Origin of the sequence: Methanoregula sp., from assembly GCF_023227875.1 — an archaeon.
Taxonomy (GTDB): domain Archaea; phylum Halobacteriota; class Methanomicrobia; order Methanomicrobiales; family Methanospirillaceae; genus Methanoregula.
The window spans coordinates 47,836-63,371 of the sequence record NZ_JALOCH010000002.1 but is presented as its reverse complement, the minus strand read 5'-3'; the positions used below and the strand labels follow the sequence as shown (position 1 = coordinate 63,371).

The window sequence follows — 15,536 nt, the reverse complement described above, 5'->3', positions numbered from 1 at the left end:
TGGGGCGCAATTCTGTAATATCCGAAGACCAGAGGTAAATCATGGACAGGTATGTTTGTACGATAAGCGGGCATGTGTATGACCCGGAGAAAGGAGAACCGCGTTTAGATCTTCCACCGGGAAAGGCATTCGAAGAGCTTCAGAATGACTGGCAATGCCCGGTCTGTTTTGCCGACAAGAGTAAATTTGTAAAGGCGTGAGGAACGATGGTTGCACGTGAAATCGCAAAAGGGATTTTCTGGGTCGGGGCGCTGGATTTTGACCGGCGCCTGTTTGACGAGCTGATCCCGCTCCCGGAAGGGACGAGTTACAATTCCTATCTTGTTCGGGGAAGTGAAAAAACCGCCCTGATCGACACCGTCGACCCGAAGAAGGAAGAGGAGCTGATCGTCAACCTCATCAAACTCGGTATCGAGCAGATCGATTACATCGTTATCAACCATGCCGAGCAGGACCATGCGGGCTCCCTGCCCATGGTCCTCGAGATGTACCCCCGGGCAAAGGTGGTGACGAACGAGAAGTGCCGTGACCTTCTCGTCGCGCTCCTGCAGATTGCTCCGGAATCCGTGATGGTGGTAAAGGACGGGGATACACTCTCGCTTGGAGACCGGACCCTCCGGTTCTTCCTGACCCCGTGGACTCACTGGCCGGAGACGCAGATCACGTTCCTTGTCGAGGATAAGATCCTCTTTCCCTGCGACCTCTTCGGGTTCCACCAGGCCACAAGCGAGCTGTACATAACAAACGAGGCCGATGCCTACCGGTCGGCAAAACGGTATTACGCCGAGATCATGATGCCGTTCCGGAACAGCATCAGGGGGTATATCCAGAAGGTCAGGGATCTGGACCCTGCCATGATTGCACCGAGCCATGGCCCGGTCAACAAGAACCCGAAATTCATCCTCGATGCCTATGCGGAGTGGGTCTCGGATGACGTGAAGAACGTGGTCGTCCTGCCGTATATCTCCATGCACGGGAGCACGCAGAAGATGGTCGACCACCTCACCGGAGCGCTCATCCAGCGGGGCGTGGATGTCAAGCCCTTCAACCTCACGCATACCGATATCGGCGAACTGGCATATTCCCTCGTGGATGCAGCAACGGTCGTTGTTGCAACGCCGACCGTGCTCTTCGGGCCCCATCCTCAGATCGTCTATGCAACGTACCTGGCAAATGTCCTGAAACCCAAGGTCCGGTTTGCCTCGGTGATCGGTTCCTTCGGATGGGGGGGAAAAGCTGCCGAGACAATCGTAAAGATGCTGGACCATGTGAAAGTCGAGGTCCTTGAACCGGTGGTCATCAAGGGACTGCCGGATGAAGCGGCTCTCGTGGCACTCAACCGGCTTGCCGATGATATTGCAAAGAAACATAAGGAAATCGGTATTTTATAACCTATGAGGCATGATATGACGAAAATGCTTGAAGTCTATAAGTGTGAAGTATGCGGGAACATAACCATGGTGGTCAGCCCTTCCGGTGGTACCCTGGTCTGCTGCGGCCAACCCATGAACCTCCAGAAGGAGAAAACGGAGGATACGGGAAAGGAGAAGCATGTACCCGTTGTTGAAAAGACCTCACAGGGGATCCGGGTGAAACTCGGGGCAATCCCCCACCCGATGGAGGAGAAACACTATATCCAGTGGATCGAGGTAATCTCCGGCGACTCTCTTTTTGTACAGGGACTGAAACCCGGGCAGAAACCTGAAGCGGAGTTCATCGTGCCGGATGGCCGTCTGAAAGTGCGGGCATACTGCAATGTGCACGGGCTCTGGACCGACAAGGCATAAGCGTGCCGTTTCCTTCCCATCTATTTTTCTTCTGTCCACCGGGCAAACACTAATAGAGCACGAGCGGCAACCCAATAGTGATGGGCCGGCTCGGGTATCTCTCCACGATCATTGCGGATCTCGGTGATATCTTCACCTTCATCGCCCCCGTTACCTGCGTTCCCCTGATCATTGCGGTACTCTTCTCCGAGTGGCATATGCTTATGCCCATGGCAACCGTGCCGGCCATCTTTTTTATTGCTGGTATTGCCCTTAAAAAGCTTCCCCGCAGCGGTAAGGGGAACCGGCTCTCAACGGCCATGTGCTCGGTGGCACTGTTCTGGTTTGCCTGTGCTATGGTGAGCGGCATCCCGTTCATGCTGGGCCTGAACATGAATTTCACCGATGCGGTCTTCGAAGGCATGGCCGGCTGGACCGGCACCGCATTCTCCATGATCCGCTCGCTTGACACCGCCCCCTTCACGCTCCTCTTCTGGCGTTCCTATATGCAGTGGGTTGGCGGTATCGGTATTATTGCATTCACGGTTGCCCTTGCCAGCAATACGGGGCTCTTCCGGTCAAAGATATTCCGGAACGAGAGCCGGGATGAACCCCTGATGCCCGGTATCGTTGCTGCTGGCCGGGCTCTCTGGAAGATTTACGCGGTCCTTACGTTCTGTGCCATCGGGCTCATACTGTTCACCGGGTTGTCACTCTGGGAATCGGTTAACCTCGCCCTCACGGCGATCTCGACCGGGGGGTTCACGCTGCACGAAGGGGGTGTCCTCTACTACGACAGCATTGCACTGGAGATTATGCTTATCCCCATCATGATTGCCGGTGCCCTGCCGTTCAAACTCTATTTCCTGATCCTGGAGCATCGCCGCTGGAGCTTCTTTGGTGACAAGCAGGTGAAACTGTTCTTCCTGTTCCTTGCCGCGGGGACTGCGGTGCTGGCCTATGACCTGATCTTTTTCTCTGATCTCGACACGGCACAGGCCTTATGGCAGGGGCTCTTCATGGCGGTATCAGCCCTGACAAGCACCGGCTTCCAGATCGTGGATCTCCAGACATGGGCCGGTGTCACCCTGCTCTTCCTTGCCATGCTTACCTTCGTCGGCGGCGCGACAGGAAGCACGGCCGGGGGGATCAAACTTGACCGGGTCGCCTTTGCGATCCGGGCTCTCGTGTGGTGGTTCCAGCGGTTGTACGTAAGCGGGAAGGTCCTGGTACCGTTCAGGATCGCGGGAAAGGTGATCCCGAAGGCGACCGCGGAGCTGGAGACCGCAAAGAACATGCTCGTGATCCTCCTTTCGGTTGTCATCGTCTTTATCGCATCCCTTGCGGTTCTCCAGTACCACCTGACAACGTTCTCCCTGACAGAAATTGTCTTCCAGGTGGTCTCCGCATTCGCCACCTGCGGTATTAACACCGGGTATGTCTCCCCGGATATGCCCGTTATCTCGAAATGGATCTTTATCCTGGTGATGTGGATCGGGAGGCTGGAAGTGATCCCGGTCGTGATCCTGTTCTTGGCCCTGATCCGTGGCCCTGAATAATCTCTCTCGTCCTCTCGTCCGAACACCCTGTTATACGACGGGTATGGACCGGCTGATGAGAACCACAGACATGATCCAGATGCCCTATGCCCCGCCGGGGCTTTCCAGAAAGCACAGCCGGTTCGTGAGGAGGTACAGGGATATGATGAAGATAACCGAAGGGATGGCGAAGAAGAATGTCCCGAGGACCAGCTGCTGTGTGGCGGTCCTTCCGACTTCATTATAGGTGAAGAGAAGTGCAATGGTGGTGATGATGGGTGCCGCTGCAAGGATGCCCCCGTATTTCGGGTTCACCTGCTGTGCCAGGTACGTTACCCCGACAATGATGCTCCCTCCTGCAATGAATCTGAAGAGCGTCTGCAGGTATTCCATGGTTCTGCGATCATTGTCCCTGCTCCCGCTAAATATCCTCTGATTTTTCCGGTTATGGAGGCGGTCCGTTCATTGTCCTGCCGTGATATGCCGGTCCAACGCAAGTGTACTTTTGTTAACATCAGGAGGTCTAATATAAATTGCCGCCCCATAGTACGACAATGAAGCAGATCGCCCTGTACGGGAAAGGCGGGATCGGGAAGTCCACCACTTCGGCCAACCTCTCGGCCGCACTCTCCGGCAGGGGAATCTCGGTCATGCAGATCGGCTGCGACCCCAAGCGGGACAGCACCCGGATGCTGATGCAGGGCCGGTTCATCCCGACCGTCATGGATCTTGTACGGGAACGTGGCAATGAGGGAGTCTCACTCTCTGATGTAGTCTTTACCGGTTACAACGGTGTCCGCTGCGTGGAAGCGGGAGGGCCCGAGCCCGGTGTCGGCTGTGCGGGACGCGGTATCATCGCTACCTTCCAGCTGCTCGAAAAGTTCGGGGCCCTTGAAGGCGACGTCATTGTCTACGATGTGCTCGGGGACGTGGTCTGCGGCGGGTTTGCAATGCCTATGCGGGAAGGCTATGCACAGGAGATCTACCTTGTCACGTCCGGGGAACTGATGTCCCTGTACGCAGCCAACAATATCTGCAAGGCTGTCCAGCGGCTCTCGTCCCGGGTGAAGAGCAAGTGCCGGCTTGCCGGTGTGATCTGCAATGCAAAAGGCCAGCCGCGTGAAGAAGAACTGGTGACCGAGTTCGCCCGCCGGGTGAACAGTGCCATGGTGAAGTATATCCCCCGCGACCATATCGTGCAGGAAGCCGAGGTGAACCGGCAGACCGTGATCGAATACCGCCCGGACTCGGTCCAGGCGGACCACTACCGCTCCCTTGCAGAGCGCATCATGGAAAATACCCGGCTGACCATCCCCACCCCCCTTGAGATCGATGAGCTTGAATCCCTTGCCCGTGAATTCTTCTAGGCTCGGAGGCTGTACCCTTACCGGGGCCATATCGGTGACCTCCCATATCCGCGACACGGTCACGGTTGTGCACGGCCCCAAAGGGTGTAGTCATCATAACGCATCTTTGCTGCATGCGATCTGCCTGGATGACGATCGGATGGTCATGCCGTCCCTGATCTCAACAGCCCTCGGGGAGAGCGAGATTATTTTCGGCGGGGAAGAGGCACTCCGTTCAACCATCCGTCATGCAGCGGGACGGGATGTCAGTGCCATTTTTGTGCTCTCTACCTGTATCGTGGACACCATCGGAGATGATACCTGTTGGATTTGTGCGGAAGAATACGGTGTTCCGGTTATTCCCATCCCAACCGCGGGTTTTCTCGGGGGGTCATTTCAGGACGGGATGAATAATGCCCTCATTGCCCTTGCGGGCATAGCAGAGCCATGCCCCGCGACCGGAGGGATCAATCTCATTGGGGAGATGAACCTTGAATATGAAGTCCGTGAGAACTCTGCGGAGATCTCCCGCCTGCTTTCCCTGCTTGGGCTGAATGTGAACCTGCATTTTGTCCACGATACCACATTCAGCCAGCTCTCCCTGCTTGGGGCGGCCCGGCTCAATATTCTCCGGAGCCCTTCGCTTGTGCCGGTCGGAGAGGTGCTGAAGGAACAGTTCGGCACCCCCTATATCCCATCGTTCCCCCATGGGCTTTCCGGCACGCTCTCGTTTATCAGGACAGTTGCCGGTGCCTGCGGTATTGACGGGCAGGAGGCCGTTTCCGGGGAATGCGTGCGGCAGGAAGAGATGATTGCCGGCTTTTCTGACCTTTCGAACAAGCCGGTCTCACTTGACCACACCCTGCCTTGTGTTAAGGAGATCCCGGCTACCGAGGAACTGGCCGCGGTTCTGGATCGTGTGGAGGAGATCCAGGCTGCCGGAGAACTGGCCGCGAGACTGCGTCTTCCTGTCAGTTCTGATGGGAATGGTATCAGCCTTCCGGTCGGGTCCGCAATCGGGACTGCCGGGACGCGGCGGATGCTCCACCGCTGGAGGCGGGCGATCCATGCCTGAGTGTGACAATCCGCTCTGGCCCTGTGCCATGACCGGTGCGGCTTCCTGTCTCGCCGGGTTTGACGGTATTACGGTTGTGATCCATGGGTCCAGCGGGTGCTATTATTATCCCACCACACTGCTTCATGCCCCGTTAGAGGGAACGTTCATCCTCGAAAAGGAGATCATCTTCGGATCGGAGGACCGGCTCCGGGAAGTGATTGGCAACCTCTCCGGCAGCGGAAAGAGAATAGCCGTGATCACCACCTGTGTTCCTGCCATTCTTGGAGAGGATATCCGGTCCATGCTTGAGGAGCACGATGTCCTGCTCGTGGACAGCCCGGGGTTTTCCGGTGATATCGAGACCGGGTACAGAAAGGCTCTTGCGATGCTTGCCCCTTCAGTGGATCCTGCAACGTCCGGTGTGAACATCGATGGCGTCTGCCGGTTCGACCCGTTTTATTGCGGGAATGTACTGGAGACACAACGACTCTGTGCAATGGCTTCTGTCCCGGTAGGAACCATCTTCTCAAAGGACCGGCTCGAACGCGTGCATCATGCGGCGGCATATACCCTTGGGACCAATGAGGATTTCTCTTCCGGTGTCGGGCAATCCCTCGGGGGAATGCTGGGGTTTGACCAGATCCGCTCTTCGTTCACACGAATCGATGAGGTAATAGAAGGATCGGATTGCAGGCCGGTCTTTACGGAACTGGATGCACAGGAGGAGCGGGTTGTACAGGCGTGTGACAAATTCCTGCACCGGTACGATCCGCCGTCCACCGCAATCTTTGCCGGTAGTTCCTATGCCCGGTTTGCTGCAGAGACCCTCACGCGCTATCTGGATGCCGAGATCTGTTGTATCGGTACCCGTAATGTGGCGGGGGATTCTCCCGTCCCTATGATCGAAGCAACGAGTCTTTCGAAGGTACAGGATCTCATCCATACCCACAACCCCGATCTGGTTGTGGGCTCATCGTTTGAACGTTCGGTAGCTGGCAATGCTGCGTTTGTGGGTCTCATCCCTCCCCTGCGTGGTCAGGTCCGGCTCTACCCGACACCGCTTGCCGGCATCAATGGCACGCTCTCCTTTGTAGAACATGTCCTGAACGCTTGTATCGACAAACGGCCCTGATACGGTCATTCTGCCAGTAATTACTCCCATACCTGCGGGTCTATCACTTTCACCCCGCCCACGCCCCGGGATTATATACTCTCTGCGGCAACGCCAGTATACGACAGAAGGTGGTCGTGTATGATGGAAAAAGCAGGATATCTCCAGCAGACAAGGGCACAGGCCCTTGACGGCGAGGGCGTATTGCATGATATTGTTGAACTGCATATTCTCGGCAACCGGTATGCGATCCGGAAATCCGATCTCGTGAAAGCGGTCTCGGGACGTATGTACGTGCAGGTCGAGGAACTCACCCGTAACTGGAATGAGTACCTCGGCCTGACCCGGGGCCTTGCCCATGTCTCTGCGTCAGGAAAAGCCCTGAATATCGACCTGTTCGAGGCCGGGAATTTCACCCTCTCCCTCTCCCTGCTCCGTGCCGTGATCTACGGAAAGGAGCGTTCCGTTGCGATTGTAAAGATACCGGAGACCCCTGCAGCCAGGTTCCGCAGGGCAGCAGAAGGCCAGCAGACGATCAGTGCGGCTGTCTGAACCCGTGGCTATTGCACTTTCCCTCACCTGCCCCTCCCCTCACAAGGCAGGTCCCGATCCCTCTTTTTTCGTCAGTATCGTGCAACATTAATAGTTCCAAAACAGATGATCATAAGCAGAGCACACTCCCCCTTATACTATCATACTACAGGAGTGAACCGGCACTGGTAATGGCGGTCAGAAATGGATACCTCGGATATGGAATACCGGGATCTTGTGGAGAACCAGCAGGATCTTATCGTCAGGTTTAACCTTGAAGGCCGTCTCCTTTTCGTCAACAAGGCCTATTGCGAGATTATCGGTAAAACCCGGGAAGAATTGTCCGGCAGCATCTTTATGCCGGTGACCGATGAACGTTACGCTGATGTCATCGCTACGCAGATGACCAAACTGTTCCGCCCCCCGTATGCCTGTGTTGTCGAACAGTGGCTGCAGACAAATAAAGGGATGCGCTGCATCAGCTGGTCGGCGAAGTCCGTTCTTGAGGATGACAAAAAGGTCGTTTCTGTTGTCGCAACCGGCAGGGACATCACGCCGATCAAGAACGAGCAGAAAGCGATACGGAAGCGCGACCAGGAACTGATGCTCGTCCTTGAAAGCGGTGCCCCGATGTATTACTCCCATACGACAGAACACGTAATGGTCTTTGTCAGCCCGAGGATCCGCACCCTGCTCGGCTGCCGTCCGGGAGAAGGGAAACGGACCTGGACCGATTACCTCACCGATCATCCCCTGAATGCATCCGGCCTTGAACGGACGATCCGGGCGGTTGCCTCCGGTAAGAGAGAGCCCCCCTACCGCCTGGAAATGGCAGCCCGCGGCGGCAAGAAGTGCTGGGTGGAAGTGAACGAGGTGCCGGTAGTGAAGAACGGGAAGACCATCGCGATTGTCGGGTCGATGACGGATGTCACCGACAGGATGGCTGTCGAGGAAGGCCAGGCCGAGGCAGAATTCCTCATCACGGATGTTTCCGGCGACCAGACGGTCAGTGAATACCGGGCACGTGTCGGCGGACGGCAGGCAAAGGGGCCCTTTGGGTATTTCCGGTCCATCATATCGAAGTCCCTGAACGGGGATGACGATCAGTATGAATCATCGGTGGCGTCGGAAAACGTAAAATAACGATCCCGGCCTGCCGGGACGATACGGGGCCGGATAAGGACACGAGCAGGATGATCGGGAGAATCCAGTTACGGAGAAGGATAACATGACTGAAGAAACGGAGAGGAGTAACGAATCCCATCTCACGAAAGGCAGGCTGGAAGCGCTTTCCGACGGCATCTTTGCGTTTGCGATGACACTCCTTGTCATCGGCCTGGACCTGCCGGATAAGACAACCCTGGTCTCATCAAATGCCTATGCACTACAGACGCTCCTTGCCCTCCATTCCGATTTCCTTCACTATGTTCTTGCGTTCCTGATCCTCGGGGCATTCTGGCTCAGCCAGCATATGCAGTTCCACTCGGTAAAGACCCTTGATACCGTCTTCACCTGGATCAATCTTGTGACCCTCATGTTTGTTGCCCTGCTCCCGTTTTCAACCTCGTTCTCCGGTGATTTTTCCAATGTGCCGGTCGGTGCCATGGTGTTTGAGGCAAACCTCCTGGCAATCGGTATAGGACTGTCCGCCCAGTGGTGGTACGCAACGGGCGATCACCGGCTCACTGAACCCACGCTGAAACCGGCATATATCAGGAAAATCAGTTCCCGGAACCTTGTCGTCCCTGCGGTATCTCTTGCCGGGATCCTTCTCGCACTTGCAGGCAGCACCTGGAGTACGGCGATCTACATGACGCTCCCCGTTGTCTTTTTCAGCGTGGAACGTATTATCCGGTAACGACCGGGAAACGGGATAAAAAAGAATTATTTTCCTTTCTTCACGCAGTCGGCGATATATGAGCCGGCCTTTGATGTGCTGACGGCCTTTCCGCCAAGGTCCTTTGTTACAACGCCGTCTTTGATGCTCCTCTCGATGGCCCGGACAACTGCATCCGCAGCCTCGTGTTCCCCGATGTGGTCGAGCAGGAGCGATCCGGCCCAGATGGTGGCGATGGGGTTTGCCACGCCCATACCCTTATACTTCGGGGCGGAGCCGTGGATCGGTTCGAACATCGAGGTGCCTTTCGGGTTGATATTGCCCCCCGGGGCAAGGCCGAGCCCGCCCTGGATCATGGCGCCGAGGTCGGTGATGATGTCCCCGAACATGTTGGGCGTGACCACGACATCGAACCACTCAGGGTTCTTGACAAACCACATGGTGATGGCGTCAACGAAGTTGAACTCGGTAGTGACATCAGGGTATTTCTTTGCGGTGTCCAAAAAGACGTCCCGCCAGAGGCCGTACACATCAGAGAGTACATTTGCCTTGTCAACCGATGTGAGTTTCTTCTTCCGCTGCATTGCCATGTCGAAGGCATAGGTCTGGACCCTGCGGGAACCTTCGCGGGTGATGACGCCGATCTGGTACGCGATCTCTTCGGCATCGCTCTCCACGTCCAGCCCGAATTTCACATTGTAGAGGTCACGGACTACATCGAGCTCGATCTTCTGGTGCTTCTTAAACCTGGATCCGATACCGACATAGAAGTCTTCAGTATTCTCCCTGACGACTATGAAGTCAATATCCTTTGGGCCTTTCCCGGCAAGCGGGGTCTCGACGCCTTTGAGGAGCTTGATGGGCCGGAGGTTCACGTACTGGTCGAAGTGGAAACGGAGGGCAAGGAGGATCCCTTTTTCCAGCACGCTGGGCTTTACCCGCTCATCGCCAATCGCGCCGAAATAAATTGCCTTGAACTTTTTAAGTTCCTTTAAATCATCCTCGGTGACCAGGTTCTTCGTTGCAAGGTAGCGGTCAGCCCCGATATCAAAGTCCGTCCACTGGATATCGAAGTTATACTTCTCTCCCGCTGCCTCGAGTACCTTCTTTCCCTCGGCCACGATCTCCGGGCCGATCCCGTCGCCACCGATTGACGCTATCTTGTACATGCCGGAACCTCCTTTAGTGACTTCGCATATTCCACGAGCCCTCCGGCATCGATGATGCCCTGCATGAACACCGGCACCGGCTCGATTGCATACTTCTTCCCGTCTGCTTCAAGGAATCCTTCCTTGAGTTTCAGGGTAATTTTTACGCCATCGGCGATCTTGTCCGCATCCGGGCAGACCACCGGAAGCACTCCCACGTTGATCGAGTTACGGAAGAAGATACGGGCAAACGAGCCTGCCACTACCACTTTCACGCCGGCACCCATCAGGGCGAGCGGGGCATGTTCGCGTGAGGAACCGCAACCGAAGTTCCGGCCTCCGACAATGACATCGCCTTCCTGCACCTTCTTCGCAAACTCGTCCCGCGTCCCCTCGAAGGCGTGCTTCGCAAGCTCGTCCGGGTTGTTGATGGTGAGGAACCGGCCCGGGATGATGGCATCGGTATCGATATTATCGCCAAACTTCCAGACCCGCCCGGTTGCTAATCCAGGGCTTTTTTCAAGAACTACTTTCTTGACCGGCACCGTTTTCTTTGCAGCCATTGTTCACACCTCCCTCGGGTCGGTGATCTCGCCCGTGATTGCGCTTGCCGCTGCCGTTGCCGGGGAGCAGAGGTAGACCTTGCCGTCTGTGCTGCCCTGACGGCCCTTGAAGTTCCGGTTCGAGGTCGAGAGTGAGACCTCGCCGGGGGCGATGAGGCCGAATGACCCGCCCATGCATGGCCCGCAGCAGGGCGCCTCGACGAGTGCGCCTGCCTTCACGAACTTTTCGATGAGCCCGGCTTTTAAGGTTTTCAGGTACTCGTCCCGGGATGCCGGGATGATGAGGACCCGGATCTTCGGGTTGAACTTATTCTTGCCCAGCACTTCAGCTGCTTCTTTCAAATCCTCGAAACGTCCGTTCGTGCAGGAACCTATGAAGACCTGGTCGACATGTGTTCCCGCCACCTTACTGACCGGGACTCCGGTGTCGACGTTGTGCGGAACAGCCACCTGGGGTTCAAGGTCCGAGACATCGTAGGAACGTTTCCCGGCAAACTTCGCGCCCTCGTCGCTGTCAAGCTCGAAGGGTTTCATCTTCCGCCTGCCCTTCATGTACTCCCATGTGATCTTGTCCGGTGCGACAATGCCTGCTTTCCCACCCATTTCGATCGCCATGTTGCACAGCGTCATTCTGCCCGGCATGTCCAGTTTCCTGACGGTCTTTCCGGTAAATTCGATCGCCTTGTAGGTCGCGCCATCGGCGCCGATATCCGCCGCAATCGAGAGGATCAGGTCTTTTGCCCCAACCCTTTTTGGGAACCTGCCGGACACATCAGCACGGATTGTTTCGGGCACCTTGAAGTAGAGGGCGCCAAACTTTAAGGCAAACCCCATGTCGGTCGACCCGATACCGGTAGCAAATGCCCCGGTTGCGCCGTACATGCAGGTGTGGGAATCCGCACCCACCACGATCTCGCCCGGTGCTGCACGCCCTTTTTCAATAGTGACCTGGTGACAGACACCCTCGTTGATATCGTAGTTATGGATATCCTGCTCCGCGGCAAACTTCCGCATGTAGATATGGTTGTTTGCAGCCTCAATGGAGTCCGCAGGGATCTGGTGGTCAAAGAGCATGATGATACGCTTCGGGTCAAAGACCTTCTTTCCGCCCATCTCGTAGAACTTCTGGATGGCAAGCGGGCCGGTGATGTCATGGATCATCGCCCCGTCAAGAGGGGCCATGACCACTTCGCCTGCCCGTATATCGCTGCCACACTTCCGTGAGAAGATCTTCTCTACGATTGTCGCTGTCATGCTCGATCGTCTCTACTATTGTCTTCCGGGTGTCTTGTATTTTCTCGTGCACCACTCCACCTGCACCACTTCCGATAACTGCGACCGGATTCGCAGTCAAAGTAAGATTTAACCCCGTTTCAGGCCAAACCATTGTATCATGATAAGAAGACTTCCAATCCTTCTGGCCCTTGCTGCTATCTTCATGATAGCAACTGTTGGCAGCGTCTCCGCTGCATCGGCTGATTCGATGACGGATAAAGTGATCCAGGCCTCCGGCAGCGGCAACGTGATCGGCACACCTGACCGTGCCCAGGTCACGTTCTCCGTCCAGACCGAGAACGCTGATGTGAAGGTTGCACAGGCAGACAACGCCGCCAGGATGACCAAGGTGATCGATGCCCTTGTTGCGGCTGGCATACCCAGGGACGCTCTTAAAACCACCGGATATAACATCTACACGGTGTACGAGGATTACTCCAGCGGCATCCTGAACCCCAAGGTCAAGGCGTACCGGGTAACCAACACCCTGACTGTCACGCTCCATGATGTGAGCAGGACCGGGGAAGTAATCGATATCGCTGTCGCAAATGGTGTCAACCAGGCAGACTCCATCCAGTTCATGCTTTCCGATGCGCAGTCCCTTGCGCTCCGCAGCGAGGCCTTGAAAAAGGCAGTGGCAAATGCCCGTGCTGATGCAGAGGCCGTGGCCGGAGCAATGGGTGTCAACATCACCGGCACGGGGAACGTCAACATCTACCAGGGCTACATGCCGGTAGCGTATTCAAACTACCAGGCAGACTCCGCAATGGGAGCCAAATCCGCTGTCGCTACCCCCATCCAGTCCGGTGATATCACCGTGACTGCACAGGTATCGGTCACCTATACCTACAACTAATCTTACCCTTTTTTTTATTGTTCCCGTACTCTCTTCACAACTTTTTTAAAATAGCAGTGTGATCATTTCATAAATTCACTGTAACGGGACCGGGTTTTCCTGGGTCCATCCAGATATCAAATTTCGAATATCCAGAATCAGCGGATACAATAGGATTGATTTTACCATGGAGCGCAATATCGGCTTTAAGGAGCGAAGGTATATTGAAGAGCTGCGGATTCTCACCAAGTCAACGGCGCTTGACTGCGTGATCGACGAACGTTTTGACCGGGTGATCTATGTGATCCGGCTGGGGGATATGGGGCTCGCGATCGGGAAGAAGGGCGAGAACATCCGGAGGCTCCAGAACGTGCTTGGCAAACGGATCGAGATGGTTGAATTTGCCGATACACCGGATGCATTCATTGCCAATATCTTCAAACCCGCCGAGGTCACCGGTGTTGAGCGGACCGTAGAGGACGGGCCGGTGAACGTGCTTGTCCGGCAGAGGAGCGACCTTGGAATTGCCATCGGAAAGGCCGGGTGCAATATCGAAAAGGCGCGCATACTCTGCAGAAGGTTTTACGGTCTCGAAGTCGGAGAAGTACTGCTGGAGAAGGAGGCCTGATGAAACCAACAGCCGATCCAACGATCATTGCCGAGCTCTGGGCCGTGATCTGCGACCGTGCCGATAACCCGAAGGAAGGGTCCTACACGACCCGCCTGCTGAACGACGAGAAGGGGATCGACAAGGTGCTGGAGAAAGTGGGCGAGGAGTCGACCGAGTTCATCCTTGCGGTGAAGAACAGGGTTCCCGAGCGTACCGCGAGTGAAGCGGCGGACCTCCTCTTCCACATGCTTGTCGCCCTCCGGGCAGCGGGTGTGGACCTGTCCGACGTGATGGCAGAGCTGGAACACCGCAGGAAATAATCCTGTTTTACTTCTGAAGGAAAGACGTAAGATCGACGATCTGCGGCAGGTCCTCGGTCTTCTGTGCGGATGTTGCAAGCACGCTCTCTTCGACAAAGATCGGGACATCCCCCCTGAGTGCCAACGCAATGCCATCGCTCGGGCGGCAGTCAAGATACTCCTCGTGCTTGTTGTTGACAAAGACGAGCTGGGCGTAATAGATCCCGTCTTCAATACTGTCAACCTGCAGGGACCGCAGGGTGATCGAGAACTTCCCGCACAGGTCGAGGAAAAGGTCGTGGGTGAACGGACGGGGGAGCACCTCCCTGTTCCGGGCACTGTTGATGGAGACGGCTTCCCAGATGCCGATGAATATCGGCAGGAGGCGGCCGTTGCTGTCCGAGAGTATCACAAGGGGGACGGTGGCCGCGTCGCTCGTGGCCATAAAGACGCCTTTGACCTCGCACCTGACCTGTGTCATGCCTGTGCACAGTGATTGCCGTTATCGTTGATAAGCATTCAGGTGGTCAGGCCTTCTCGTCCTCACAGTTCCTGGCTTCCCGGCGCACGATGATGATGCTGGAAAGGATACCGAGCGCGATATTGAAGTAATAGAGGACGATGCGCCAGAGGACAACAAAGATCCCCACGACCCCGGCCGGTAAGAACAGGGCGTACATGGAGGTGGCCCCGACTTCGGCAATGCCCGAACTGCCCGGGGTAAGCGGGATCATCATCAGGATCGCAAGGATGAGCTGGATCACAAACGATTCAAGAATCAGGGGGGGCTGCCCGAGCCCGACAAGGATAAGGGATGCCGTGAGGATCTCGGAGACCCAGTAGAGAAGCGTGAAGAGCATCCCCCAGGCAAGGCCCCCCTTGGCAGTATGGACAAACCGGAGCGTCGCACCCTGGAAGTTGTCGATCTCCTTGTCCGCACGGCTCAGGAGTGCCTCGACCCGGCTGTTCTCCCATGTCTTTGTCAGCCAGACCGTGCAGCGGTTCACCACCCGTTTTACGACGTCGGGGCGACGGATGGCAAGGTAGAAGAGGAAGAGGCACCCTGCAACAAAGATCCAGGTGACCACGACCATGATCTCGGAGACCGTCCCGAGCTGCGTCCACTGGTCGGTCAGGACGATCATGGAAAACGCCGCAAGTCCTGCAAGGGCAATGCCGTCGAGCACCCGCTCCATGATCACGATTGCAGTCGCATCGCCGAGGGGAACTTTTGCCTTGTAAAGTTCGTGGATCCTGACCGGCTCACCCCCCGCCTGTGCCGGTGTAATGGCGGAAGCAAGCAGGTTGGCAAAGACGAGGTTCAGGCTGTACCAGAACCCGATGCGATAAGAAAGTGAACCGGACATCATCTTAACCCGCATTGCCCAGAAACACATGGTCAGCAGGTGGGTAAGGAAGGCGAGGAGGAGGAACCAGGGGTTGATCTCCTGCAGGTAGATAACGGTGTTCTCGTTGATGGTGAGTGCGAGGATGACAATGAGGACGGCAAGGGAGAAACCAACGGAAATGTAGAGCCATTTAACCTGTGATTTGTCCATTGCACATACTCTCCGGCTGTCTTTTATGGCAGCGGCTGTTATCTTAACAGGTTATGGGGCA

At 56.1% G+C, this 15,536-nt stretch carries 19 protein-coding genes; 13 read left to right on the top strand and 6 right to left on the bottom strand.

Features of this window, described 5'->3' with window-relative positions; genetic code table 11:
* Nucleotides 1–41 precede the first annotated feature (41 nt).
* The 4 genes from M0R30_RS02640 to M0R30_RS02625 all read left to right on the top strand — a co-directional run bounded on the left by M0R30_RS02640 (nt 42) and on the right by M0R30_RS02625 (nt 3,325).
* The gene (locus tag M0R30_RS02640) at nt 42–200 is read left to right on the top strand and encodes a rubredoxin (protein ID WP_292542963.1); all 159 of its coding nucleotides are present in this window, start codon (nt 42–44) and stop codon (nt 198–200) included.
* Nucleotides 201–206: 6 nt separating this feature from the next.
* Complete coding sequence (locus M0R30_RS02635) at nt 207–1,391, top strand: FprA family A-type flavoprotein (protein ID WP_292542962.1); 1,185 nt, start codon at nt 207–209, stop codon at nt 1,389–1,391.
* Between the two features lie 24 nt (nt 1,392–1,415).
* Nucleotides 1,416–1,787 carry a desulfoferrodoxin gene (locus tag M0R30_RS02630; protein ID WP_292542960.1) on the top strand — a complete coding sequence of 124 codons (372 nt, stop codon included), beginning with the start codon at nt 1,416–1,418 and terminating at the stop codon, nt 1,785–1,787.
* Between the two features lie 80 nt (nt 1,788–1,867).
* A complete protein-coding gene (locus tag M0R30_RS02625; RefSeq protein ID WP_292542958.1) occupies nt 1,868–3,325 on the top strand; it encodes a potassium transporter TrkG in 1,458 nt (485 codons plus the stop codon).
* Between the two features lie 84 nt (nt 3,326–3,409).
* Here M0R30_RS02625 and M0R30_RS02620 read toward each other — a convergent pair whose 3' ends face one another.
* Entirely contained in the window at nt 3,410–3,697 is a 288-nt protein-coding gene (locus M0R30_RS02620) for a DUF3147 family protein (protein ID WP_292542956.1), read from the bottom strand.
* Nucleotides 3,698–3,858: 161 nt separating this feature from the next.
* On the opposite strand from M0R30_RS02620, the gene cfbC reads away from it, so the two are divergent.
* The 6 genes from cfbC to M0R30_RS02590 all read left to right on the top strand — a co-directional run bounded on the left by cfbC (nt 3,859) and on the right by M0R30_RS02590 (nt 9,207).
* Nucleotides 3,859–4,671 (top strand): Ni-sirohydrochlorin a,c-diamide reductive cyclase ATP-dependent reductase subunit, encoded by an 813-nt coding sequence (cfbC, locus tag M0R30_RS02615; RefSeq protein WP_292542953.1) that lies wholly within the window; start codon nt 3,859–3,861, stop codon nt 4,669–4,671.
* Nucleotides 4,658–5,725, top strand: a complete 1,068-nt coding sequence (locus M0R30_RS02610) for a nitrogenase component 1 (RefSeq protein WP_292542951.1) — start codon at nt 4,658–4,660, stop codon at nt 5,723–5,725. Before cfbC ends, M0R30_RS02610 begins: the two co-directional genes overlap by 14 nt.
* Nucleotides 5,718–6,839, top strand: a complete 1,122-nt coding sequence (locus tag M0R30_RS02605; protein ID WP_292542949.1) for a nitrogenase component 1 — start codon at nt 5,718–5,720, stop codon at nt 6,837–6,839. Before M0R30_RS02610 ends, M0R30_RS02605 begins: the two co-directional genes overlap by 8 nt.
* Before the next feature lie 120 nt (nt 6,840–6,959).
* Entirely contained in the window at nt 6,960–7,370 is a 411-nt protein-coding gene (locus M0R30_RS02600) for a hypothetical protein (protein ID WP_292542947.1), read from the top strand.
* 183 nt (nt 7,371–7,553) lie between these two features.
* A complete protein-coding gene (locus M0R30_RS02595; RefSeq protein WP_292542945.1) occupies nt 7,554–8,492 on the top strand; it encodes a PAS domain-containing protein in 939 nt (312 codons plus the stop codon).
* 85 nt (nt 8,493–8,577) lie between these two features.
* Complete coding sequence (locus tag M0R30_RS02590; RefSeq protein ID WP_292542942.1) at nt 8,578–9,207, top strand: TMEM175 family protein; 630 nt, start codon at nt 8,578–8,580, stop codon at nt 9,205–9,207.
* Between the two features lie 26 nt (nt 9,208–9,233).
* On the opposite strand, the gene M0R30_RS02585 is transcribed toward M0R30_RS02590, so the two are convergent.
* Genes M0R30_RS02585 through M0R30_RS02575 form a run of 3 tightly spaced genes read right to left on the bottom strand, consistent with a single transcriptional unit; the run spans nt 9,234 to nt 12,151 of the window.
* On the bottom strand, nt 9,234–10,355 hold the full coding sequence (locus tag M0R30_RS02585) for an isocitrate/isopropylmalate family dehydrogenase (RefSeq protein ID WP_292542941.1): 1,122 nt from the start codon (nt 10,353–10,355) through the stop codon (nt 9,234–9,236).
* Entirely contained in the window at nt 10,343–10,897 is a 555-nt protein-coding gene (locus M0R30_RS02580) for a 3-isopropylmalate dehydratase small subunit (RefSeq protein ID WP_292542940.1), read from the bottom strand. The genes M0R30_RS02585 and M0R30_RS02580 overlap by 13 nt, the downstream gene beginning before the upstream one ends.
* Nucleotides 10,898–10,900: 3 nt before the next feature.
* Entirely contained in the window at nt 10,901–12,151 is a 1,251-nt protein-coding gene (locus M0R30_RS02575) for a 3-isopropylmalate dehydratase large subunit (RefSeq protein ID WP_292542939.1), read from the bottom strand.
* Nucleotides 12,152–12,290: 139 nt separating this feature from the next.
* On the opposite strand from M0R30_RS02575, the gene M0R30_RS02570 reads away from it, so the two are divergent.
* The 3 genes from M0R30_RS02570 (at nt 12,291) to hisE (ending at nt 13,937) form a co-directional block, all read left to right on the top strand.
* Nucleotides 12,291–13,028 (top strand): SIMPL domain-containing protein, encoded by a 738-nt coding sequence (locus tag M0R30_RS02570; RefSeq protein WP_292542937.1) that lies wholly within the window; start codon nt 12,291–12,293, stop codon nt 13,026–13,028.
* 166 nt (nt 13,029–13,194) lie between these two features.
* Nucleotides 13,195–13,635: a NusA-like transcription termination signal-binding factor gene (locus M0R30_RS02565; protein WP_292542934.1), complete on the top strand. Its 441-nt coding sequence runs from the start codon at nt 13,195–13,197 to the stop codon at nt 13,633–13,635.
* Nucleotides 13,635–13,937: a phosphoribosyl-ATP diphosphatase gene (hisE, locus tag M0R30_RS02560; protein ID WP_292542931.1), complete on the top strand. Its 303-nt coding sequence runs from the start codon at nt 13,635–13,637 to the stop codon at nt 13,935–13,937. The genes M0R30_RS02565 and hisE overlap by 1 nt, the downstream gene beginning before the upstream one ends.
* Nucleotides 13,938–13,944: 7 nt before the next feature.
* Here the strand turns inward: hisE and M0R30_RS02555 are convergent, their stop codons facing one another.
* Nucleotides 13,945–14,397, bottom strand: coding sequence for a bifunctional nuclease family protein (locus M0R30_RS02555; protein WP_292542929.1), 453 nt, complete (start codon nt 14,395–14,397; stop codon nt 13,945–13,947).
* 46 nt (nt 14,398–14,443) lie between these two features.
* Nucleotides 14,444–15,475, bottom strand: a complete 1,032-nt coding sequence (locus M0R30_RS02550; protein WP_292542927.1) for a flippase-like domain-containing protein — start codon at nt 15,473–15,475, stop codon at nt 14,444–14,446.
* Nucleotides 15,476–15,536: the final 61 nt, after the last annotated feature.